Below are 23376 nucleotides of genomic sequence, written 5' to 3' on the forward strand. Positions count from 1 at the left end.
CTCGTCACCTGGAGGGTCATTATATCCGATCAGCGGGGGACGGAGGCGGTGCGTGGCGGATGTCGGTCGAACCAGCCCATTTTTTACACTTCGTCTGACACACCTGGGTATGAACGGCAAGACGGTTCTGGTCACGGGGGGCGCCGGGTTCATCGGGTCGAACCTCGCGAACAGCCTCGCGGCGGAGAACGAGGTCATCGCGGTCGACGACGAGTACCTCGGCACCCCGGAGAACCTGTCCGACGAGGTCGAGTACGTCGGCAAGAGCGTCCTCGACGAGGACCTCCCGACCGAGGGCGTCGACGCGGTGTTCCACCTCGCGGCGCTGTCCTCCTACGCGATGCACGAGGAGAACCCCCAGAAAGGCGTCCGGGTGAACATCGAGGGGTTCGTCAACACGGTCGTCCAGGCGCGCGACGACGGCTGCGACACCGTGGTGTACGCGTCGACCTCCTCCATCTACGGCAACCGGACCGAGCCCTCCCCGGAGGACATGGCGGTGGAGACGCGGACGGGTTACGAGGCGTCGAAGATGGGACGCGAGCGGTACGGCGAGTACTTCTCACACCACTACGACATGACGATGGCGGGCATGCGCTTCTTCTCGGTGTACCAGGGCTACGGCGGCAACGAGGAGCACAAGGGCGAGTACGCGAACATCCTCGCGCAGTTCGCCGACGACATCGCCAGCGGTCGCTCCCCGAAGATATACGGCGACGGCACCCAGACCCGCGACTTCACCCACGTCGACGACATCGTCCGGGGCCTCGTCGCCGCCGCGGAGCACGAACTCGACGGCGTCTACAACCTCGGGACGGGCGAGAGCTACGACTTCAACACGGTCGTGGAACTGCTGAACGAGGAGTTGGGAACCGACGTCGAACCGACCTACGTCGAGAACCCCATCCCGGAGTACGTCTACGTCCACGACACGATGGCGGACATCTCGAAGATGAACGAGGCGACCGGCTGGGAGCCGCAGATATCGTTCCGCGAGGGGCTCCGAAGCATCTGCGAACAGTACACCTGACCACGCTCCCCTCACGACTCCCGAGTTCTCCGTCGGCCCGACGCGTGCGCGTCGCTACGAGAGTCGGACGACGCGGTCGGCACCGGCGACGAGCGTCGCCAGCGCGACACGCTCCTGCCGGGAGACGGGGTCGTCGACACCGAGTTCGTCGCTCTCGAACGCGTTGAGGACGGCGGCGCGAGCGCGGCCACAGTACGCGAGGAGGCGGTCGGCGTCGCCCGCCGGATGCTGACACGCGATGGTGACGTCGTTCACGAACACCGCTCGCGGGTCGGTCGGCGCGCGTTCGAGCAGTCGGGCGGCACCCGCCGCGTTCTCGGCGGCGAGGGCGACGGCGGCGTCCTCGGTCGGACCCGCAGCACGCGGGGCGTGCGCGTCGAGGACGCCGTACCAGAGGCCGTTCGGTCGACCGACCGTCGTCCGGTCGTCCCGGTCGTTCCCCCCGACCGCTTCCACCGGAGAGTCGGCGTCGCCGAGCAGGTCGGTGACCCGGTCGAGTCGGCCGCCGAGGAGCGTCCCCTCCCGGAGGAGTTCCGGCGCGAAGTCGAACACGACGACGCCCTCGGTCCCGTGGGCGTCGACCCACCGCTCCAGCGCCTGCGCGGTCAGCGTCGTCTTGCCGACGTTCGACGGCCCGAGGACGAGCGTCGTCCCGACGAGCGGAACCGAGTCCGACTCGTCGGCGACCGCATCGGTCGCGCCGTTCTCGTCGTCGCTCATCTATCCGCTCGCGGGTGTGCGCCGCGTGGGACGTGCGCGGACGAACTGCACCACGAGGAGGACCGTCGCCACGGTGAGGACGGCGGCGAAGGCGACGACGAAGAGCGTCAGCGGGTCGCCCGCTCCTCCCGCGAGGCGGCTCTGGACGAACGACCCCGCCGTGGTGGCGGTGACGGCGACGAGGACGACGCCCGCGAGGTTCGCGAGCCGCGAGTTCGGCTCGGGCACCGCGTCGGAGTTCAGGAGGACGAGGACGACCACCAGCGCAAAGGGCGTGCCGACGAGGCCGAACGCGAGGACGAGCACGAGGAGCGGGAAGAACGCGCCGCCGACGAACGGGCCGGCCGCCGAGGCGAGCGCGAAGCCCGCCAGGAGCGCCCGGTACCTCGAATCGGAGACGTCGGTTCCCCAGCCGAGTTTGTCCGCGACGAGGAACGGGGGGACGATGGTGTTCCCGCCCAGCGTCGAGACGGCCGCGCCCCAGAGACCGACGAGGAAGAGCCACTGCGCGGCGGGGCCGACGAGCGGGCCGAGCGTCTGTGCGGCCGACACCGCCGTGAGTTCGCTCGCCTCGATGCCCGGACTGTGGAGGACGCTCGCGGCGACGAGGAAGATGGCGAGGCTGTAGAGTCCGAACGCTCCGAGCATCGAACTGCCGACGTCGAACGTGGCGAGGCCGTAGTCGTCGCGGGTCCAGCCACGCGCGCGCATGGTGTACGAGTGCATCGTGACGAGGGTGATGTGGACCGCCCCGCCCAGGACGCCGGCGGCGACGAGCGCCCCGTCGACGCCGGCCGGAATCCGAGGGACGAGCCCCGTGACGGCCGTAACCGGGTCGATGGGGACCACGAACAGCGAGGCGACGAACGCGAGCACGACGCCCGAGACGAGCAGTTTGGCGGCGAGTTCGATGAAGCGGTAGCCCGCCCCGCGAGTCCGACGGCGAGGACGAGCGCCCAGGCGACCCCCCAGACGCGCGCGTCGACGCCCGTGACCGTCGCGGAGATGTCGGCGAGCCCCTTCATGATGACCAGTTGGGCCAGGCCGGCCGCGAGGACGACGTCGGCGACGAGGAGCCACGCCCAACGCGCTCCCAGGTAGTCCTCGACGACGCCGACGATGCCTCGTTCGGTGAGAAGACCCAGTCGCATCGCGAAGTACTGCGCCGTCGCGCCGAAGACGGCGCTCGCGACGACCACCCAGAGGAGCGCGTAGCCGAACGACGCGCCCGCCGTGATGACCGACGCCATCGTCGCCGGCCCCGCGGCGATGGCACCCGCGACCCAGGCCGGCCCCATCTCGTCGAGCCGCGACCGGACCGCCCCCGTGAGTGTCCCTGCCATACCGACTCTTTTTCGCCACCGTACAAAGTGTTTACCACGTTGTATCACCGGGTAATTCCCGGGCGCGGACGGCCCCAACAGCGAGAAACCGACAGGCTCAGTCGCTTGGCTCGTCCGTCGCGTCGACGGCACCCGCGTCGAACCGCCGGACGGCGCTGGCGAGTCGCTCCAGTTCGTACGTCGCGCCGCTGAGACGCGCGGAGAGGACGGCCACGAGCGCGGAGACGCCGGCCGCCCCGAGGAACGCCGGGAGGAAGTCCGCGGCGGGGAGCAGCGGTCCGACGACGGGCACGGCCGTCGTGACCGACCGGACGATGGGGGAGGGGAAGAACGCCAGGCCGACGGCGAGGCCGGCGAGGCTGGCGACGAGCATCCCTGTTCCTGTCGCTCGCCGGGAGTACAGTCCGTAGAGGAGCGGCACCATCACCGCCGCGCCGAAGAGGTCCGCCAGCAGGAACAATCGAAGGACGCTCTGTGCGCGGAGGCTGACCAGGATGGCGGCGACGGCGACGACGACGGTGAGCAGTCGCGCTCCCCACGTCAGCGTCCGGTCGGTCGGGTCGTCGAGCACGCGCGGGAGGTCCGCCGTGACGACGCTCGCCAGCGCGTTGAACAGCGTGTCGGCGGTGCTCATCACGAGCAAGAGCGCGAGGAGGACGACGCCGAGGACGAGCGGTTCGGGGAACGCCTCGCCCAGGAGGACGAAGAAGGCGATGCTCGCGTTGTACCCCTCGCCGGTGACGACGATGTCGGCGACGCCGCGGGCGGCCACCCCGAACAGTCCGGCGACGAGGACGACGCAGAAGTTGGTGACGGCGGCCCGGCGGAACCCCTTCTTCAGGGTTTCCGAATCGCGGGCGGCGTAGATGCGCTGCCACCACGTCTGGTTGATGAGTTCCGCGCCGAGGATGGCGACGGCGACCCAGACGCCGAAGCGGAGTCCGGTAAAGAACGTCGGGTCGACGAGGCTCGGGTCGGCCGCCACGACCTGCCCGTAGACCGCCCCGGGACCGCCGAGGACGACGAGCGCACCGACGGCACTGAGGACGAGGAGGGGGACGACCAGCACGGTCTGGACGGCGTCGGTGAAGATGCTCGCCGGGAGGCCGCCGTAACTCGTGTACAGGAGGACGAACCCGCCCACCAGGAGGCCGGTCTGCCAGCGCGGGATGCCCGCGACGAGTTCGAAGGCGCTCGCGATGCCCGTGAGTTCCGCAGCCAAGAACACGAACATGTAGAAGACACTCACGAGGAGGACGAACACGTACATTCCTCGACCGTAGCGGGCGAGGGCGTACTCGGTGAGCGAGTGGCCCTCGGGGATGAGTTCGCGGATGCGCGGGCCGAGTCGCGCGTACGCGAGCATCGGAATCGCCTCGCCGACCGCGTAGCCGAGGACGGCCGACACCCCGCCGAACGCCGCGCCCGCCTCGACCGGCGCGAGCAGGATCCACACGCCCATCACGCTCGCGACGAGCGTCGCCGTCGTCGCGCCCGGCCCGGTGGAGTTGCGCGCGCTGACGAACTCCTCTGCGCTCCGGACGCCACCCCGCCGCCGGACGTACCAGAGGCCGAGACCGGTGAAACACAGGAGGGTAACCACCGTCACCGCGAGCGTGGTCCCTGCGGTCACCATCGTCGATGCCCCCGTCCTTCCCGTCCGTTCGCGTCCATCACGCCGGGCTACGACGACGACCGTGTTAAAACTTGGTTGTATAAGTCGCTTATTCCCGGGCGAGCCTTTACCTCGAACCGGGGCGAGTCGAGGGAGTATGTCACTGGTCCATCCGAGCGAACTCGTCGCTGACCGGGTGCTTCCGACGCTCCGGGCGATGCTCGCCCGCCGTCTGGACGAGCGCGGCGCGACCCAGCAGTCCATCGCCGACCACCTCGGCGTCTCGCAGGCCGCGGTGAGCAACTACCTCGGGGGTGACGTCCCGTTGGAACCGCTCGTCGCGGAGGACGCCGACGCGCAGGCGACGGTCGACCGAATCGCGACGGGTCTCGACGAGGGCGAGTACGACGGCTACGACGTCCTCGCGGACCTCGTCGCCCTCGTCGCCGTCTTGGAGGACCGCGGCCCCGTCTGCGAACTCCACGAGCGGGCGATGCCCGAACTGCGCGGGCTCGGCTGTGACCTCTGCGTCCGCGGCCTCGACCAGGAGGCCGAACGCGAGCGGGCCGTCCTCGCGAGCGTCCGGCAGGCGGTGCGTCTGCTGTCGACTGCCCCGGGCGTCGCCGCGCTCGTTCCCAACGTCGGGACGAACGTCGGCGAGGCGCTCCCCGGTGCCGAGGCTGTGACCGACGTCGCGGCCATCCCCGGCCGCGTCTACACCGTGAACGGGCGCGTCGAAGTCCCGTCGGACCCCGAGTTCGGCGCGTCGAAACACGTGGCGACGGCCGTCCTCGCCGCCGCGTCGGTCGATGCTTCGGTGCGGGCGGCGGTGAACGTCGCGACCGACGACGCGTTCCTCGAACGCGCCCGCGACCGCGGCCTCTCGACGCTGGAGTTCGACGCCGACTACGAGGAGCGCGGCGAGCACCTCCGCGAGCGGTTCCGGGAGTTCGGGGGCGTGCCGACCGTCGCGTACCACCGCGGGGCGTTCGGCATCGAACCCGTCGCCTACGTCTTCGGCGAGAGCGCGGTCGACGCCGCCGAGCGTGTGGTTTCGCTGGTCGACGGGGAGGGATGAGACGGTGGACGGTCGAGGCGTGACGGGCGTCTCGCCCTATCTCCCGTACGCCGCGTCGAAGAACGCGACTTCGATGTCGACCGCCCGGCGGAAGTGCCGGGCGACGCGCTCTTCGCGACGGGGCGAGAGCGTCGGCCCCTCCCGGTCGAGTTCGGTCCGGAGCCACGCGACGAACGACTCGAACGCCGGAACCGAGTGCAGGTCGATCCACTCGACGAGGTAGAATGGGTCGGGTGAGGCGTCGGCGTTGGCGACCCCCCAGGTGCAGTACACCCACTCGACGGCCAGGAGCGTAGCGAGCGACTCGGCGTAGCCGCCCTCGTGGGCCGCACGGGTGAGGAGGTCCTCGAACGCCTCGGTCGTGGCCGTCTTGCGTGGGGACGTTCGGTCCGCCTCGGGGACCGAAAGCGCGTCGAACGACCGCTCGAAGTAGTCGTCCTCCTCGTCGGTGAGCGTGCGGAGAAAGCCCGCGAGTTCGCGTTTTCCCGCCACGGTCGGAGCCTCGCCCGCCGCGTGCCCGACGAGGGCCGCCAGCGTCGTGACGAACGCGTAGTCCTGGACGAGATAGCGGCGGAATACGTCGTCCGCGACGGTTCCGTCGGCCAGTTCCGCGACGAAGCGGTGTTCCGTCGCCTCGGTCCACGCCGGTTCCGACCGGGCGCGGAGCCAGTCGGTGAAGCGCGGGTCGTCGCGGGCGTCCGCGTAGTCGGCGTAGGTCGAGGGAACGGTCACACCGCCACCTCCCACTCCTCCTCGCGCCAGGCGGCGTCCCAGAAGCGGTACTCGTACCGACCGGAGAGAACGAACAGGTCGCGGTAGCGTTCTCTGGTCCCGTCGGAGGCGTCGGCGGCGACGTCGTCCATCAGGTCGAGACACCACTCGGTGAGTTCGGTGAACTCCTCCCCGGCGTACATGTCGATCCAGGCGGCGTACCCCTCGTGGTTCGGTCGGCCGCGGGCGTCGAGTCGTCTGGCTGTGGCGTTGAACCCCCACATGCAGGGCAGGAGCGCGGCGACGAGGTCGCCGAACGTTCCGATCGAAGCGGTCCGAACCAGGAAGTCGGTGTACGCCCGCGTGGTCGGCGACGGCTCGGTCGCCTCTAACTCCTGCTCCGAAACCCCGAACTCGGCGGCGTACTTCCGGTGGAGGTCCATCTCGGTGTTCACCGTCGATTCGAGGAGTTCGGCGAACGTTCCCAACCTCCTCAGATCGGGCGCTTTCGCCGCGCCGAGCGCGAACACGCGGCTGTACTCGACGAGGTAGACGTAGTCCTGTCGGACCCAGTAGCGAAACGGGTCCTCGTCGAGCGTTCCCTCACCCAGTTGGGCGACCATCGGGTGGTCGACGATGGCGTCCCAGAGCGATTCGGCGGTCGGTTCGAGCGCCTCGGTGAACGACATACGCGTGGGTTTCCGAGCGACCACAAAAGTGTTATCACGAGCTGTTATAACCCAATGATATGCGAGCAACGGGAGAACACAGCGCGGGACAGTGGGGTGACCGGCCGTGAGCCGACGCGCGGTTCCCGACCGGCGGCCCGTCGCACTCACCGTCGCGGGCAGCGACTCCGGCGGGGGCGCGGGCATCCAAGCGGACCTGAAGACGATGGAGGCCCACGGCGTCTTCGGGACGAGCGCCATCACGAGCGTCACGGCCCAGCACACCCGAGGCGTCGAGTCGACGCACGTCCTGCCCGTCGAGGAGGTCGACGCACAGCTCACGGCCGTCCGGGGCGACTTCGACGTCGCGGCCGTGAAGACGGGGATGCTCGCGACGACGCCCGTCGTCGAGCGGGTGACGACCAGGCTCGGCGAGTGGGAGGTCCCGAGCGTCGTCGACCCGGTGATGGTCGCCACGAGCGGCGACCGGTTGCTCGAACCGGAGGCCGAAGCCGCCTACGAGGCGTTGGTTCGAGAGGCGACGCTCGTGACGCCAAACGCCGACGAGGCCGAGGTGCTGACCGGCGTCGCCGTCGAGGACGAGACGGCGATGCGGGAGGCGGGCGAGGCGCTCGTCGAGATGGGCGCGGACGCCGCGCTCGTGAAGGGCGGGCACGTCGACACCGAAGGTGTGATCGACTTGCTCGTCACCGAGGGGGCAAGCCATCGATTCGAGAGTCCCCGCGTCGACACGGCCGCGACACACGGTTCCGGCTGTACGCTGTCGAGCGCCATCGCCGCCAACCTGGCGGGGGGCGCGTCGCTCGTCGAAGCGGTCGAGGCCGGCGTCACGTTCATGCGTCGCGCCGTGCGCTATCCGCTCGACGTGGGAGAGGGACCCGGGTCGGTCCACCACCTCGTCGCGCTCCGCGACCGGGCCGCCCGGCACGCGACGAGCGAGGCCGTCGAGGGCGTGGTCGACCGACTGGTCGGGGAGGAGAAGTCACGAGTCATCGTCCCCGAGGTGGGACTGAACGTCGTCGGGGCGACGCCGTACGCCGAGGAAACGGAGGACGTCGCCGCCGTCGAGGGGCGCATCACCCGAACGGTGGGAGGGGTCCGACCGAACCGCGGCGTGCGGTTCGGCGCGTCGAGCCACGTCGCGCGCTTCCTCCTCTCGGTCCGGGAGTTCGTTCCCACCTATCGGTTCGCCGCGAACTGTCGGTACGACGCGAGGGTGAGGGCGGCGCTCGACGACCTGGGCTGGCGGGTCGCGTCGTTCGACCGGGGGAACGAGCCGACTCCCGAGGAGGAGGCCTCGACGATGGGATGGGGGGCGGCACGGGCGTTCGAGACGGGAGACGACGGCGACGGCGACGAACCGCCGGTCGCCGTGGTCGACGAGGGCGACGTGGGGAAGGAGCCGATGACGCGGGTGCTCGCCGCCGACGCCGAGACGCTCGGGGACCGCCTGCTCGAACTCGCGGCGGTCACCGGGGAACAGTAGTCACTGGAACAGCGTCGTGTGCGGCCGGACCACGTCGTCGGGGTCGTCGTCGGGATTGAGGCCGGGCAGGGAGACGACGGCGACAGTGCCGGAGGCGCCGTCCGATCCCGCGGGACGGATCTGGAAGCTCCCGCCGTACCGGGTGACGATCCAGTTGACGAGCCACAGTCCGAGCCCGGTGCCGTGTTCGACCGCCGTCTCGCGGCCGGCCTCGATGACCGACGCCTCGACCGGGGGGATGCCGGGGCCGTCGTCCGCGACCACGAGTTTGACGTCGTCGCCGGCCTCCCGGGCGGTCACCGTCACGGTCGTCGGCGGGTCGTCGGCGTGTCGGATTGCGTTCTCGACCAGTTCCTCGAACGCGCGCGTCAGTTCGGCACCCGCACAGATGCCGCGGCCGTCGGGGAGGTCGACGCGGGACTCGACCGTCGCGTCGGGCGATAGCTCGTGTGCGTGGGCGGTCACGTCGGCGAGGAGTTGCGAGACGTCGACGTGCGTCGGGTCGCGGTCCTGCCGAGCGATGTGTTCGAGTTCGCGGACCTGGTCACTCAGCGACATCAAATCCTCCACCGTTTCGTGGATGATGCGCCCGGCGTCGACGTCGGCTCCGTCGAGTTGCGCCGGGTCACTCAGGAGTTGGCCGTAGCCCTGGAGCACGTTCAGTTCGTTCCTGAGGTTGTGCCGGAGCACGCGGTTGAGCAGTTCGATGAGGCTGTTGGTCCGGACCCGGTCGGTGGCGTCCTCCTGGAAGCCGACGAAGTGCGAGGCGTCGCCGGCGCTGTCTTCGACCGGCACCACGCGCACGTTGTTCCAGAACGGCGCGCCCCCCTTCCGGTAGTTGACGAGGTCGACAGAGACCGAGTCACCGGCGTCGATAGCCTCGCGGAGCGTCGCGACGGTCGCCTCGTCGGTCGCCGGGCCCTGCAGGAGCCGACAGTTCCGGCCGAGCATCTCATCGGTCGAGTAGCCCGTCAGCTCTTCGAACGCTTCGTTCACGTAGACGAGCGGGTTGTTCGGTCGCGTCGCGTCGGCGATAGTGACGCCGACGGTGGCGTCGTCGACCGCTCTCGTCTTCAGTCGGAGTTCCGCCTCGCGCTCGCGTCGGGCCGTGATGTCGCGCGCGACGCCCTGCACCGCGGCGACGTCCTCGTCTTCGACGATCGGCTTGCCGTTGATCTCGATGACGGCCTCGTCACCGTCAGCCGTCACCGCCGTCAGTTCGAGGTCTCGAACCGGTTCGCCGTCGAACACGCGCTCGAACGCGGCGGTGGCCGCCGGGAGGGACGACGGGGCGATGTACTCCGCGAACGAGTTGCCCATCGCCTCCTCCGGGGTGTATCCCAGCACCGTCCCGACGGCCGTCGAGACGTAGGTCAGACGGGTGTCGGGGTCGATCTCGAACAGCAGGTCGTACGTCGTGTCAGCGATGCGCTGGATGCGCCGCTTTTCGGCGCGAAGTCGCTCGTTCTGCTCGCGGAGGGACTGCTCGTGCCGACGTCGTTCGAGCGCCTGACCGATCAACTGGGCGAGGACTTCGACGAACAACTGGTCGGACTCGGGGAACGGCTCCGCGCGCGGCTCCGTATCGGCGAAGCAGACGGTTCCGTACACTTCCTCGTTGACGGTCACTTTCACACCGACGTACGTGTCCAGGCCGAACGCGTCGTATGCGGCCGGAGAAACCGCCGTGGAGGAGGTGGCGTCCTGTACGCAGAGCGCCCCGTCCTGCTGGATCGTCCGTCGGCAGTACGCTCGGTCGAGCGGGCACGAATCGCCGGCTTCGATCGTCCCGTCCGTTCCGCTGGCCTGGACGGTTCTGATGACCTGTCGCTCCTCCGTGATCTCTGTGAGAAACCCGAGACCGACGCCGAGTCGGTCGGTCCCCACGGTGAGTGCACGTTCGACCGCCTCCTCGACGGACCGGCTCCGGTCGGCGAACGCCTCGTAGACTGCCTGTCGGGAGGACCGATCGTTGCTGGCTGTGGCGCGTTGTTCTGACATGGGAACTGTGAGCGGGCGAGTGAATCGCGAGACGTTCGGCCGTTCGGCTGGGCGGATATGAATCTGCGGTTAGGGTTATCAGATTTTGAAACGTGCGGGAAGCCGACGTCGCGGAGTGGACGGTGACGACGAGAGCGCGACGGTTCCGAGGCGACGCGTGCCGGTAACTCAGTCGTCGGACGGGTCGCCGTCGTTCGGGCGTTCGGCTCGCGTGGAATCGGCGTCGCTCGCGTGGTGTGGTCCCAGCGGGCCGTGGTTCGGACAGGCACCGACGATGGGCGTGTCGTTGAGACAGCAGGCTCGACGGCCGCTGGCGACGAGTCCGGTCCGCAGTTCGGCCCCGCAGAGCCGACACCGGAGGTCGCTGGACACATCCGAACGTGAGCGGCGCGAGGACCTAATCCTCTCGGTGAGGAGTCACTCTTTCACGTCTTCGGTCGACGGACCACCGCGGACGACGTGTCCGTACTTGAGGAGGGCGACGAACACCGTCCCACCGACGGCGTTGCCGAGCGTGGTGAAGGCGAGGAAACGCCCGAAGTCGACGAGCGTCACCGACCCCGCGACGGTCCCCGCGAACACCTCGACGGTTCCGGCGATGCTGTGTGGCAGGTGCGCGAGGCCGATGGCAGTGGCGATGAGCCAGACGACAGCCAGCCGGGCCATCGAACTGTCGACGGCCGCCACGAGCCACGAGAGCAGGCCCATCAGCCACCCGGCGAGGACGGCTCCGCCGAGAAGCACCGACCAGTCGTGTTCGGTGAACGTCGTCGCGAGTTCGACGAACGCGGCCGGCTCGGTGACGCCGAGCCCCGTAGTCACCGGCACCGCCACCAGCGTGAAGACGACCGCACCGACGACGTTGCCGACGTAGACGAGCGCCCAGAGCCGTCCGAGTCGCGCGACCGACGCGCGCCCGTCGATCACGGGGAGGACCGCCAGCGTGGTGTGTTCGGTGAACAGTTCGGAGCGGCCGAGCACGACGAGGATGAAACCGACGCCGTACGCGAGCGAGACGAGGAGTCGGGTCGACACCTCGTCGGCGTTGGAGATGCCGACCGTCGTGAGCAGGACGGCCATCAACAGCGGGCCGAACCCGATGTCGAGCCCGGCGGACAGCGCCGAGAGGAACAGTCCGTCCGCCGGGCGGTACAGTTCGCTCAGCCCCTCGCGGAGCTGTGTGTCGAGTATCGCTTCGCCTTCCGGGAGTGTGTCGGTCGAGTCGGAGGGAATACGCTCCGTACGAAAGCACGGAAATTGTATCTGTCGGTCGGTCGTCATCACGGGAGGAGTACGCGGCCGGTGGGACGTCAGCCGGAGTCCGTGACGCGCTCGACGACCGTCCCGTCGGCGCCGACGGCGACGGCGTCCACTCCGTCGAGCGCGACCCCCGAGAGCGGCGACGTCGCTGGCGTCGCGAGAGGCGTCCAGTCGGAGGTCCCCGCCGACCGTTCGTAGATTCGTCCGCCGGCCCCACACGCCACCCCGTCGACATCGCCTCCGCCGCCGGCGCCGTCGCGCTCGTCGCCGTCGCGCGCGTCGAGAGCGACCGCGTGGACGGCGTCGTCGTCGAGTCGCGTCGGCGTCCACCGCGTTCCGTCGAAGCGGTGGAGCACGCCGTCGTCCGCGGCGACGACCGGGTCGGTCGACGTCGTCGCTGCCACGTCGGTGAGCGTGCCCGACGCACCGACGGGGCCGACCCGGGCGAACCGCTCGCCACCGTCGGTCGTTTTGAACACGGCGTCGTTCGTGTCGCAGACGTAGCCGACCGACTCGTCGACGAGGACGACGCCGACGAGGCTCGACCCGCTTCCCGGCGTCACCGGCTCCGTCCACGCCGTCTCCCCGTCCCGCCATCGACCGCGCCGGACGCGTCCGGAGCCGTCGGCCAGCAGGACCGTCTCGGCGCCGTCGGTGCCGGCGACGGCCAGCCCCGTCAGGTTCGTCGTGTCGCCGGCGGGCGCGGAGTGGTCGACGTGCCGGCCGGTCGTGGGGTCCAGTCGACCGACGGCACCGCCGTCGCCCGCGAACCAGACGCCGCCGTCGGCGACGGCGTCGACGCCGCGGAGCGCGTTCGACGCCGCACCGGGACCGTCTGCGAGCGCGACGCGCCAGCCGTCGCCTTCGTCGGCGAGCACCGTCCCGCCGTCGCCGACCGCGTACGACCCCGCCCCGACGACGACGTCGTGGAGGGGGTCGTCGACCGGCGTCGCCGCAGTCGTCCAGTGAGGCTCGGTCGCGTCGGACGAACCTGACCCGGTCGCGTCGGACGAATCTGACCCGGTCGCATCGGACGAACCCGAGTCCGACCGCGACTGTGCCTGCGCCCGTCCATCACCCCCCGTGGACCGTCCCCGGTCACCGGTTCGGGTTCGGTCCTCGTCGGCCCTCGACCGACCGGAAGGCGTGCTGCCGGAGCCTGCGGCTGTGGTGGAGGTGGCCGAAGTCGGTGTTTCGCCCTCGCGGTCCGACGGGCGGTCGGCCGCGGACTGTTCCGGCAGGTCGCCAGAGCGCGTGAGATACAGCGCGACCGGCGGGAGGACGTAGGCCGCGATGGCGACGACGGCGAACAGTCGGTGGACGAACGTCAGCGTTCCGAACAGCGTGAGCGCGGCCGTCGCGAGCGCGTGGACCCACGTCTGCACGTAGCGCCGGAAGAACGCGACGAACCCGTCGGCTCGGTGAGGACGACTCATCGTCCACGGCTACGGTCGCCGGACGGTCAGGTCTTTCGACGGCCGATGCTCGCCCGTCGGGGCCGAACTCAGCGAGTGACGTCGCCTCGGGTCCGTTTCGCGGCCGCCCGCGACGGCAGTCGGACGTACAACAGCGCGGCGACGCCGGCCAGCCCCGCGAGGACGAAGAACGCCTCGTCGAAGAGGCCGCGGTCGGCGAACGCCCCGACGAACGTCGACCCGCCGGCGCTCACGAGGAAGAACGCGGTGCGGAGGACGCCCCACGCGCTCCCCTGGACGCCGGGCGGGAGGATGTCGATGACGTACGCGTTCGAGACCGGCGCCATCGCCAGCCGCGTGCCGACGGCGCTCACGACCACCACGGCGACGAGGACGCCATCGATGAACGGAACCGCGGCGGCGGAGACGACCGCCACCGCGGCCGTCACGGTGAGGACCCACCGCTCGCCGATTCTGTCCGCGACGGTGCCCGCGAGGAGCTGTGACCCCGCGCCGGCGAGGAACAACAGCGCGAACAGCCCGGTCGCCGTCGCCTGGTCGAACCCCTTCACCTCGACGAGGTAGGTCGGGAGGAACGCGGTCAGGCCCTGGAAGGCGAAGAGCAGCAGCGTCACCGCGGCGACGGCGCGAGCCACGGCGGGCGTCCTGACCGCGGCGACGACGTTCGCGAGGAGTTGGGAGCCGGTCGCCGTCGACTCCTCGAACACCTCCCGAACGGGCACCGCGCGCCACGCGAACACAGCGACGGCGACGAACGGGACGACGAGCACCCCGAGGAGCAGTCGCCACCCGACGCTGCCGACGAGCGACCCGGCGAGGAACGGGAGGACCGCAGAGCCGACGCTGCCCGCGGCGAGGGTCGCGCCGATAGCCGCGCCGTCGTTTTTCGGAAAGGACCGGGAGATGGTCGTGCCCCGCGCGGGACCGTACAGCCCGGTCGTGAGGCCGAACAGGCCACAGCCGACGAGGAACACGGGGTAGGTTGGCGCGGCGGCGACGACGAGCACGGCGATACCGGTTATCGCGAGGCTCCCCGCGAGCAACAGACGCTCGCCGACCCGGTCGATGAGAACGCCCCCGGGTGCTTGCATGAGCGCGTACCCGCCCCAGACGACGGAGACGGCGAGGCCCGCGCCCGCGTTACCGACGGCGAACGTCGTCTTCACCTGCGGCAACACTGCGGGGAGGAGAAAGCGTCCGCCGACGACGAACAGCCAGCCGAGCGCAACCGCGGCGAGGATGGACAGCCGTCCGTCGGCGCGGAGGCGGCCGATTGCGACCCGGGCTCTCGTTGTCACGCTCGCCATACCCCACTCTGTGTCCGCGTGGATTTGTGCCTCGTGGTTCCGGTCAGACGGGAGGACACCGGGCGACGAGACGCGAAACGTCAGCCGGCGGTCGTCGCGCGTGCGGCGACCGCCACCGACGAACTCGGCGCGGCAGTCGCGTTCTCCTCGGCCTCCTCCGCGTCGTCGACGACGTAGCGCTGGCCGACCATCGGGTCGAGAAGGTCGTCGACGGGCGCCCTGTCGTCACGGAGGACGGGCACGTCGGCGGTCTCTTCGGACCGCCGGTAGGTGCGGAGTTCACCCGAGAGGTCGATGCCGATGTCGCGCTCCGCGTTGCGCGCACGGAGTTGCGACGCCGTGACGACCGTCTCCGACTTGGCGGCGACGAGTTCGATGTTCTGGATGCCGACGCCCGCGTCGGTCGGAAAACTGTACACGTGGGGGTACACCTGCGCCATCGTCTTGTACTGCGCCCGGTAGAACTGCGAGGCCGGCCCGCTCGGCGCGGAGATGACGTTGGCGAAGAGCATCCCGTCGTCGCTCAGGCGGTCGCGCGCGAGGCGCATGAACTCGACCGTCGTGAGTTCGAAGGGGACCTTGTCCTTCCGGTAGGCGTCGAGGACGATGAGGTCGTAGGTGCGGTCGGTCTCCCGGAGGAACTGTCGCCCGCCCGTGTTGTGGATCCGAAGCCGTTCGGATTCGGAGACCGCGAAGTACTCCTTCGCCACGTCGATGACGACGGGGTCGATTTCGACGACGTCGACGGTGACGTCGTACTCCTCGGCGAAGCGTTTCGGCCCCGTGAACCCGCCGCCGCCGATGAAGAGGACGCGGTCGATGTCGTCCGCGCTGTCGGCGAACAGGAAGGGGAGGTGGAAGTAGGAGGTGTAGTCGAACACGTGCCGAGTAGGGTCGTCGAGGTCCATCGCGCTGTGCGGTTGGCCGTCGAGGTAGAGCGTCCGTCGGTCGTCGACGTCGATGACTTCGAGTTGCTGGTAGGGAGTCTGGGTCTGGTAGACGACACGGCCCTCGACGGCGACGCCGACGGCACCGCTCCCGACGGCGGCGACGAGCATCGCGGTCACTGCGAGAAGCGAGAACGCACGGTCACGGTCGAGGCGCGGCCGGAAGAGGACGAGCGCCGTTCCCACCGAGAGCAGGCCGAAGACGAGACCGATGTGCTCGATGCTGAACGAGGGGATGAGGAGGTAGGTGGTGGCAAAGGCGCCGACGATGCTCCCGACGGTCCCGAGCGCGTAGACGTGTCCCGACGCCTCGCCGAGGCCCTCCTTCTCCGAGAGCTGAGCGGCGTAGGGGCTGATGAACCCGAGGAAGTACGTCGGCGGGCCGAACAGGAGCGTGATGGCGGGCAGGGACGCGAAGCGGCTCGGCAGCGGGAACCCGGAGGTCATCCGCAGGAGGATGTCGCCCGCGAAGACGAGCACCGCGACGTACACCGCGGTGAGGAGAAACAGGCGCGCCATCCGGTCGTTCGAGGCGTCCTCCTTCGCGCGCTTGCCGCCGCGGTGGTAGCCGTAGCTGAGCGCCGCGAGGAACACCCCGATGATGCCGCCCCAGGTGTAGATGCTGCTGCCGAACTGCGGGGCGATCATCCGCCCGGCGAGGATTTCCAGCCCCATACTGGCGACGCCGGAGACGAGCACAGCCAGTTCGGGCCGCGACAGTCGGACCCGCTCGGGGACCGTACGGGCGTCCATGAGTAGCCGGTCTTAGGCGGGGGTAGTGTTAAAGCTTGGAGCGAGGAGAGGAGCCGATAGTATTAGTCCGGGGAGCCCACAGGGGGAGGTATGCGCCTGTTCCGGTCGAGCGAACTCCTGGGCATCGCCCGGGAGACGATGGAGTTCATCCTGGAGGCGTGCGAGGACACCCACCCGAACGAGTACATGGGTTTCCTCCGCGCGGAGGACGCCCGAACCCTCGGGCTCGACCGGAGCGGGCAGGTCATCACCGACATCCTCGTGGTGCCGGGGACGGAGTCGAGCCCGGTGAGCGCGACGGTGAAGACCAACATGAAGCCGAACGACCTCAAGTCCGTGGGGTCGGTCCACTCGCACCCGAACGGCGTCTTACGACCCAGCGACGCCGACCTCGACACGTTCGGCCAGGGCGAGGTCCACCTCATCGTCGGTGCGCCCTACGGGTGGGGCAACTGGAAGGCGTTCGACAACGCGGGCGAGCCGACGCATCTCGACGTGGTCGACGTCGAACTGCCCGAGAACCGCTTCTTCGACTTCACCCAGGAGGACATCGACGCCGAGTTGGAGCGCGACGACGGCGGGTTCTTCTCGTGGCTGCGGTAGCCTTCGGGGACGACGCCCCGGGGACGGCACCGCTTACAGCGGGCGGGACGGCACGACCGTTCCACGGAGATTATCTCCGCGGGACGCGTCTCCGGGAGTGATGACGTCGAACACGTGGAGGCGGAGCGAGGGCGTCCGCTAATGGCACGGGTCGCACTCGTGTACGGAACGACGGAGGGACAGACGGCAACCGTCGCCGAGCGGGTCGCGGCGGCGCTGACCGACAGGGGCCACGACCCGGTCCTCGTGCACGCGAAGCACCTCCCGCCGGACTTTTCGCTGGACGAGTACGACGGCTGCGTCGTCGGGGCGTCCGTCCACTACAGGAGACACCAGCGATACGTCGCCCGGTTCGTCCGCGACCACCTCACGACGCTGAACGAGGTTCCGTCGGCGTTCTTTTCGGTTTCGATGACCGCCGCGACGGGGACGCCGGAGGCGGACGCAACCGCCCGTGGCCTGCTCGAGGCGTTCCTCGCAGACACCGGGTGGACGCCCGACGCGACGGCCGTCTTCGCGGGCGCGCTGAAGTACAGCGAGTACGGCCTCCTCACGCGGTTCCTGATGAAGCGAATCGCCCGGAAGTACGGCGGGGAAACGGACACCTCGCGGGACCACGAGTACACCGAGTGGGACGCGGTCGAGCGGTTCAGCGGGGAGGTCGCCGACCTGCTGGACGGCGACGGCGACTGAGCAGGTCGGCCGCGCGACGCGGCAACCGCGGAACGAAACGGAGCAGAGGAGCATTGAAACCGCTCCTCCGCTTCGACACGGTATGACCACCTGGGACGAACGGTTCCGCGAGGGAGAGTACCCGCGCGACCCCGAGCCGTCGCCGGTGCTCCGGGCGGTGCTCGACCGCTTCCCCGCGGGACGGGCGCTCGACATCGCGACCGGGACAGGGAGGAACGCCGTCTTCCTCGCCGAGCGAGGCTACGAGGTAGACGGAATCGACCAGTCCCGCGAGGGGCTCGAAATCACGCGCGAACGGGCCGCCGAGCGAGGCGTCGACGACCGCCTCTCGCTCACGCAGGGCGACGCGAAGGAGTACGACTACCCCGAGTCGACGTACGACGTCGTGACCATCAGTTTCTTCCGGACGCTGGACCGCCTGAACGACATCAAGGAGGCGCTGACGCCCGGCGGGGTGCTGTTCTACCAGCACCACCTCCGCTCGCCCGAGGCGACGGTCGGACCGAGCGGTGACAGATACCGGTTCCGCGCGAACGAACTGCTCAACGCCTGTCTCGACCTCACGGTCCTGTACTACGAGGCGTCCACCGAGTACCCCGAGGCGGGCGAGGGAGCGGGAGCGGGAACGGACGTCGACGCGGAGCGCGACGGGGGTCGCGTCTCGGCGACGGCGACCATCGTCGCGCGGAACTCACACGGCGGGGCGCAGTCGTACCCCGAAAGCCACTGGGTGGGGTAACTCCCGGCAGTCCCGTCCGGACCCGCATCCGTTTTGCCCCCCTCCCGAGTGACGGGCGTATGGACATCAAGTGGCGTGCGGCACGGACGCGCCGGTGGGTCATGTGGGGTGCCCTCGCCGCGGGCTTCTTCCTCATGAGCTTCAACCGCGTCACGACGGGCGTCCTCGCGGAGGACCTGACCCGCGCGTTCGGACTGACCGCGACCGAACTCTCCGTGCTGCACTCGTCGTTCTTCTACGTCTACGCGTCGCTACAGCTCCCGGCGGGGCTTCTCGTCGACCGGTACGGGCCGCGACGCGTCGGTTCGACCGGTATCGTCGTGATGAGCGTCGGCGTTTGCGGCTTCGCGCTCAGCGGGTCGCTCGTCACGGGCTTTCTCACGCGGACGCTCGTCGGCCTGGGCGGGAGCGTCGTCTACCTCGCCATCTTCCGCTTCGGGGCGAACTGGTTCCGGGCGAACGAGTTCGCCACGGTCGTCGGAATCAGCATCGCCGTCTCCGGGATCGGCGGCCTCGCGGCGACCACGCCGCTCGCGGTCCTCGTCTCCGTGCTGGGGTGGCGGGCCGCGACGCTCCTCGCGGGCGTGGTGGGACTCGCCCTCGGCGCGGGTATCTACCTCGTCGTCCGCGACACCCCGGCTCGGGCCGGAGTCGACGCGCCGGCAGGCGTCGCGGACGGGGGCGAGACGGCAGCAGGGGAGAACGTCCTCGCGAACACGCGCCGGGTGCTGTCGAGCCTCGACGCGTGGCTCCTCGGGACACTGCTGTTTCTCGTGCTCGGCACCAACCTCACCATCCTCGGGCTGTGGGGGGTCCCCTATCTCGTCCACGTCTACGACCTCAGCGTCCAGCGGGCGTCGACGGTCGTCCTGGTCGGGACGCTCGGCCTCGTCGTCGGGTCGCCGCTGTTCGGCTGGCTCTCTGACCGAGTGGAGAACCGACTCGGGTTCGTTCTCGCCGGAACGGTCGCGTTCGCGCTGGGGTACGCGGTCATCGCCGTCGTCGCGAAGCCGCCGCTCGTCGTCGTCGCGGGCGTCTTCTTCGTCGCGAATCTCGTCACCGGCGCGACGGCGCTCTCGTACACGCTCATCAAGGAGCGCCACCCCGCATCGGCCAGCGGCGTCGCCACGGGGACGCTCAACAGCCTCGGCTACGCGGGTGCGGCGGTCGTCCCCGCCGCGATGGGCGTGACGCTCGACGCCTACTGGACCGGAGAGACGGTCGCCGGAAGCCGCATTTACAGCCTCGCGGGCTACCGCCTCGCGTTCGTGTTCGCGACGCTCGCCGGCGTCGTCGCCATCGGCTGCGCGGTGGCCGTCGCCGTCCGCCGGGACTGAACGGGAGGGCGCGAGACGCCGTCTCAGTCCACGGCCCCACACCAGTCGACGGCGGTGAGCGCGAGGACGGTGATCCGAAATTACATCGCGCCCGCGGAGGCGATACCGACGTTGGGAACCTCCCACGGCTCGGAGACGACGGCCGCGTCGGGCTGGTAGCCGCGTTCGAGCGCCGAGAGGACGCCCCCGACACCGCCGTCCTCCTCCTCGATGGTGGTCTGGAGGATCAGGTCGCCCGCGAGTTCGACGCCGAGTTCGTCGAGCATCTCGACGGCGTGGACGAACGCCGCGATTCCGCCCTTCATGTCGGCGCTCCCCCGGCCGTACAGCCGTCCGTCGTCGACCTCCCCACCCCACGGGTCGTACGTCCACTCGTCGTCGTCGACCGGGACGACGTCGACGTGACCGCTGAAGCCGAGCGACCGTCCCTCACCGGCGCCCGCACGGACGGCGGCGACGTTCGGGCGGCCCTCGTACCCCACCCGCGTGTACGACGTCGTCTCGAAGTAGCCCGGATGGTCACGGAGCGCGTCGGGGTCTGGCTCCCACACGTCGGGGGCGAGCCCCAGCGAACCGAACTTCTCGACGACGTGTTCTTGCACCGCGGCCTCCTCTCCGGTCACCGATGGCGTGCTGACCAGCGTCCGGAGGAAGTCGATCATCCGGTCGCGTTCGGCGTCGATGTGCGTCCGCAGCCCCCGCCTGTCGACACTCGTCGTGCGCACCACTCACACGAGCCCATACAGTGGTTTCGGTCGTCGGTCGGAAGTCAGAAGCGACGACGACTCCCCTGGGTCGCTCGTCGGTGGTGTCCACGCCGCCTTCGGCCATAACCTCGTGTTAACACGCCCGACGCGAGGACCGTGTGCGCCGGGCCGCGCGACGGTGAGCCCGCCAGCGAGCGCCGCTCTCACCGACGACGGTCACTCGCCACCGACGGTCGCGTGCAGTGATATAACCGACAGATAACGGCGCGAGGGGCCCCCTCGTGGGCCGGAAAGTCGCAATTTACTTTTTGTATCACTCGACAAGCGCTCCCCAATGAACCGGCGAACGTTCGTCGTCCTTCTCGGTGCGGTCGCGGGCTGTAACTCGGTCGCCTCGCCCGACCCGTCGAGCGAGACACCGACGGCGGCACCGACGCGCACGCGGACGGCCGCGAGCACACCGCAAGCCACCGAGACGGGAACGCCCGCGTCGACGGAGGCGCCGACGTCCACGGAAGCACCGACGGAGACGGAACAGCCGTCACCGACCGAAACCGAAACGTCCGAGCCGACGGGAGCGGAGCGGCGGGCCGCACGACGGATCGAACAGGCGAAGACGCAGCTGACGGACGTCGTCGAGACGTTCACCGTCGAGTACGGGTCGGAACTCACGGCCGTGACCGCCGCGAGTCCCGACTTCCTCGACCGCTCGTACGAACTCCGGGCCGAACTCGCCGACGCACAGGGAGCGTACGTCGAAGCCGGGAACGCGGCCGCGACGGCCGAACAGACCCGCACCGCGAACCGGCTTCAGGGCTGCTGGCACTTCCTCGGCGACGCGCGAGACACCCAGATGAAGGTCGTCGAGGCGTACACCGAACTGGAGAGCGCGCGCGCCGCGTTCGAGGACAACGACCCGAGCACCGGGCGGACGGCCGCCGAGCAGATGCAGACGAGGAGACGGCAGGCGACGAACCGGCTCCAGACGCTCCGGGCGGAATCGTCCGTCGAGGACGCCTCGGTCATCGACAGCATCTCCGAGTCGGAGTACCAGAACAAGCTCGCACAGTTCGAGGCGGACATCGGCGTTTACGAGGACCTGGACGACACCCTCGACGAGTTCGCCGAGGGCATCAAGTGGTTCAGACTCGCCAAAATCGAGTTCGAGAAGGACGACCGGAACGTCCAGGACGCCGAGAGCAAGGCCAACGAGGCGCGAGTCGTCCTCGCCGACGTCTCGAACACGCTCACTTCGATGCTCAACGGCCTGGGCGACGACACCAGCCTCAAACCGGCGCTCAAGTCGCTCCGTTCCCTCGCGTCCGAGAAGGCGCGGGAGGCCGCGCGGATGGACAACTGAGCCTCGAATCGACACCGTGACCGACCGAGAAGCGCTCGACCCCTGACCGGTCCGATACCCGCTTCGAGCGGTTTGCTCCTTCAGTCGCGTCGGTGGTCGACGACGCCGACACCCACGAGGCCGAGCGAGAGGATGGTGACGAGCAGTTGGAACTCGCCGAACCAGATGGGGAGACGGGGGACGACGGCCTTGATGCCCACGAGCAACAGCGAGAGGCCGGGGATGTCCGCGGCGCTGAGTCCGCTGCTCGATGCGGGCGGCTGTGTCGACGGTGCCGGCGAGGTGGGGGTGGTATCGCTCGCCGTGGCGGTAGTCGTGTCCGTGCCGTTCTCGCTCTGCGGCGTCTCGTCTGCCGGCGCTTCGGCCGCGAAGCCACCGGCGACTTCACCCTCTGGAATCGGGTCGGCCTCGTACGGGATGAGGGGCGTGGCGTAGCTCCACACGACATCGCCCGCGGGCGTCACCTCGAACACGCGGCGGTTCAGCGAGTCGGTGACGAGCGTGTTCCCGTTGGGGAGGCGGTCGGCGTCACGCGGCCACTGGAGGACGAGCCCGCCGGCCTCTTCGAGCGTCCACGCCTCCTCCCACTCGCCCGACTCCGACCGGTGGAGTTCGACGATGCGGTCGTTCTCGCTGTCGGCGACTAACACGCGTCCGTCGCCGAGCCACTGCGGGTTGTGCTGGTGGTTCATCACGCTGGGGTCCCCGCAGCGGACGTCGCCGTCGTCGTCGAAGTCGGCGAGTTGCCCGCCTTTGGTACAGGAACTGTCACTCCCGCCGGGGTCCTCGTTGATCACCTCGACGACGCCCTCGCCGCGCTCGATGACGAGCAACTGGTTCGCGTTGCGGACCGAGACGAGGAAGCGCTCGTCGCCGATGTAGTCGACGTCGTTGATGTGGAGCCAGTCGCGTCGGGTCACGTCGGGAGGGGCGTCGTAGAATCCCGAGTCGGAGGCGTTCCACTGCCACTCGATGGTGCCATCGGAGACGATGGCGATGCGTTCGTACTCCATGTCGGCGAAGACGAACCGTCCGTCACCCATCGGCTCGACGTCGTGCATCTCGCTGTGGGTCGGGCCGCGGATGGGGAACATGTACTCGGAGACGACCTCCGGCGTCGAGCCCGCGGAGGGGTCCAGAACGCGGTAGCCCGTCTTCGTGCAGGGCGGCTCGTACGGCTCACAGCCCGTCCGGTAGCCGTTGTGCATGAAGCCCGCGACGACGTTGCCGTTCTCCATCATGGTCGCGTCGAAGTAGCTGTCGCGGTCGTTGATCTTCCAGACCACCTCCTGGTCGTTGAGACGGTAGACGCTGCCTTGCTTCTGCCAGTTCGTTCCGCCGCCCTGCGAGCCGACGAGGACGTGCGGGCCGCCGCTGGGTGCGGCCGTCGCCGCGTCGGCCGACGACTGCTGTGTGGAGGTGCCGGTCACGCCCGATTCGGCCGCGGTCACGCTGCGTGTGGGTGCCGTCGCGGCACTGACGGCGAGCGTCGAGGAGAGGACGACGAGGCCGACGAGGGCGAGGGCGACGCCACGGGAGAGTCTCATCGCGCAAGGGTTCG

Annotated in this window: 20 protein-coding genes and 1 pseudogene; 8 read left to right on the forward strand and 13 right to left on the reverse strand. The window is 69.6% G+C overall.

The window, feature by feature from the left end:
• Positions 1-109 precede the first annotated feature (109 nt).
• On the forward strand, positions 110-1030 hold the full coding sequence (locus tag C2R22_RS14565; protein ID WP_103426403.1) for an NAD-dependent epimerase/dehydratase family protein: 921 nt from the start codon (positions 110-112) through the stop codon (positions 1028-1030).
• A 54-nt stretch (positions 1031-1084) separates the two neighbouring features.
• On the opposite strand, the gene C2R22_RS14570 is transcribed toward C2R22_RS14565, so the two are convergent.
• From C2R22_RS14570 to C2R22_RS14580, 3 genes and pseudogenes are all read right to left on the reverse strand, one after another.
• Complete coding sequence (locus tag C2R22_RS14570) at positions 1085-1750, reverse strand: hypothetical protein (protein WP_103426404.1); 666 nt, start codon at positions 1748-1750, stop codon at positions 1085-1087.
• Positions 1751-3048, reverse strand: a pseudogene (locus C2R22_RS14575) (NRAMP family divalent metal transporter).
• Positions 3049-3190: 142 nt separating this feature from the next.
• Positions 3191-4729 carry a sodium:solute symporter family transporter gene (locus C2R22_RS14580; protein ID WP_103426405.1) on the reverse strand — a complete coding sequence of 513 codons (1539 nt, stop codon included), beginning with the start codon at positions 4727-4729 and terminating at the stop codon, positions 3191-3193.
• A gap of 136 nt (positions 4730-4865) precedes the next feature.
• On the opposite strand from C2R22_RS14580, the gene C2R22_RS14585 reads away from it, so the two are divergent.
• Positions 4866-5786, forward strand: a complete 921-nt coding sequence (locus tag C2R22_RS14585; RefSeq protein WP_103426406.1) for a thiamine-phosphate synthase family protein — start codon at positions 4866-4868, stop codon at positions 5784-5786.
• 36 nt (positions 5787-5822) lie between these two features.
• On the opposite strand, the gene C2R22_RS14590 is transcribed toward C2R22_RS14585, so the two are convergent.
• Entirely contained in the window at positions 5823-6518 is a 696-nt protein-coding gene (locus tag C2R22_RS14590) for a TenA family protein (protein ID WP_245902775.1), read from the reverse strand.
• Complete coding sequence (gene tenA / locus C2R22_RS14595; protein ID WP_103426407.1) at positions 6515-7186, reverse strand: thiaminase II; 672 nt, start codon at positions 7184-7186, stop codon at positions 6515-6517. Before tenA ends, C2R22_RS14590 begins: the two co-directional genes overlap by 4 nt.
• Positions 7187-7292: 106 nt before the next feature.
• On the opposite strand from tenA, the gene thiD reads away from it, so the two are divergent.
• Positions 7293-8672 (forward strand): bifunctional hydroxymethylpyrimidine kinase/phosphomethylpyrimidine kinase, encoded by a 1380-nt coding sequence (gene thiD, locus C2R22_RS14600; protein WP_103426408.1) that lies wholly within the window; start codon positions 7293-7295, stop codon positions 8670-8672.
• Here thiD and C2R22_RS14605 read toward each other — a convergent pair whose 3' ends face one another.
• The 6 genes from C2R22_RS14605 to C2R22_RS14630 form a co-directional block, all read right to left on the reverse strand.
• Positions 8673-10673: a PAS domain S-box protein gene (locus C2R22_RS14605; RefSeq protein ID WP_103426409.1), complete on the reverse strand. Its 2001-nt coding sequence runs from the start codon at positions 10671-10673 to the stop codon at positions 8673-8675. It lies immediately after the preceding gene.
• 168 nt (positions 10674-10841) lie between these two features.
• A complete protein-coding gene (locus C2R22_RS14610) occupies positions 10842-11045 on the reverse strand; it encodes a hypothetical protein (protein ID WP_103426410.1) in 204 nt (67 codons plus the stop codon).
• Between the two features lie 45 nt (positions 11046-11090).
• Complete coding sequence (locus C2R22_RS14615) at positions 11091-11954, reverse strand: formate/nitrite transporter family protein (RefSeq protein ID WP_103426411.1); 864 nt, start codon at positions 11952-11954, stop codon at positions 11091-11093.
• A 29-nt stretch (positions 11955-11983) separates the two neighbouring features.
• Entirely contained in the window at positions 11984-13369 is a 1386-nt protein-coding gene (locus tag C2R22_RS14620) for a beta propeller repeat protein (RefSeq protein WP_103426412.1), read from the reverse strand.
• 68 nt (positions 13370-13437) lie between these two features.
• Positions 13438-14676: an MFS transporter gene (locus C2R22_RS14625; protein WP_103426413.1), complete on the reverse strand. Its 1239-nt coding sequence runs from the start codon at positions 14674-14676 to the stop codon at positions 13438-13440.
• Positions 14677-14756: 80 nt separating this feature from the next.
• Positions 14757-16376 (reverse strand): spermidine synthase, encoded by a 1620-nt coding sequence (locus tag C2R22_RS14630; protein WP_103426414.1) that lies wholly within the window; start codon positions 16374-16376, stop codon positions 14757-14759.
• 90 nt (positions 16377-16466) lie between these two features.
• Here C2R22_RS14630 and C2R22_RS14635 point away from each other — a divergent pair, with 90 nt between their 5' ends.
• From C2R22_RS14635 to C2R22_RS14650, 4 genes are all read left to right on the forward strand, one after another.
• Positions 16467-16979, forward strand: coding sequence for a Mov34/MPN/PAD-1 family protein (locus tag C2R22_RS14635; protein ID WP_103426415.1), 513 nt, complete (start codon positions 16467-16469; stop codon positions 16977-16979).
• Positions 16980-17120: 141 nt separating this feature from the next.
• On the forward strand, positions 17121-17672 hold the full coding sequence (locus tag C2R22_RS14640; RefSeq protein ID WP_103426416.1) for a flavodoxin domain-containing protein: 552 nt from the start codon (positions 17121-17123) through the stop codon (positions 17670-17672).
• 82 nt (positions 17673-17754) lie between these two features.
• Positions 17755-18411 (forward strand): class I SAM-dependent methyltransferase, encoded by a 657-nt coding sequence (locus C2R22_RS14645; protein ID WP_103426417.1) that lies wholly within the window; start codon positions 17755-17757, stop codon positions 18409-18411.
• Between the two features lie 59 nt (positions 18412-18470).
• Positions 18471-19748: an MFS transporter gene (locus C2R22_RS14650; protein ID WP_103426418.1), complete on the forward strand. Its 1278-nt coding sequence runs from the start codon at positions 18471-18473 to the stop codon at positions 19746-19748.
• 80 nt (positions 19749-19828) lie between these two features.
• Here C2R22_RS14650 and C2R22_RS14655 read toward each other — a convergent pair whose 3' ends face one another.
• Positions 19829-20473 carry a M20/M25/M40 family metallo-hydrolase gene (locus tag C2R22_RS14655; protein ID WP_216824738.1) on the reverse strand — a complete coding sequence of 215 codons (645 nt, stop codon included), beginning with the start codon at positions 20471-20473 and terminating at the stop codon, positions 19829-19831.
• 316 nt (positions 20474-20789) lie between these two features.
• Here C2R22_RS14655 and C2R22_RS14660 point away from each other — a divergent pair, with 316 nt between their 5' ends.
• Positions 20790-21815, forward strand: a complete 1026-nt coding sequence (locus tag C2R22_RS14660) for a hypothetical protein (RefSeq protein WP_103426419.1) — start codon at positions 20790-20792, stop codon at positions 21813-21815.
• 80 nt (positions 21816-21895) lie between these two features.
• Here the strand turns inward: C2R22_RS14660 and C2R22_RS14665 are convergent, their stop codons facing one another.
• The gene (locus C2R22_RS14665) at positions 21896-23362 is read right to left on the reverse strand and encodes an aryl-sulfate sulfotransferase (protein WP_103426420.1); all 1467 of its coding nucleotides are present in this window, start codon (positions 23360-23362) and stop codon (positions 21896-21898) included.
• Positions 23363-23376: the final 14 nt, after the last annotated feature.

It is taken from the genome of Salinigranum rubrum, from assembly GCF_002906575.1.
GTDB classification, from domain to species: Archaea; Halobacteriota; Halobacteria; order Halobacteriales; family Haloferacaceae; genus Salinigranum; species Salinigranum rubrum.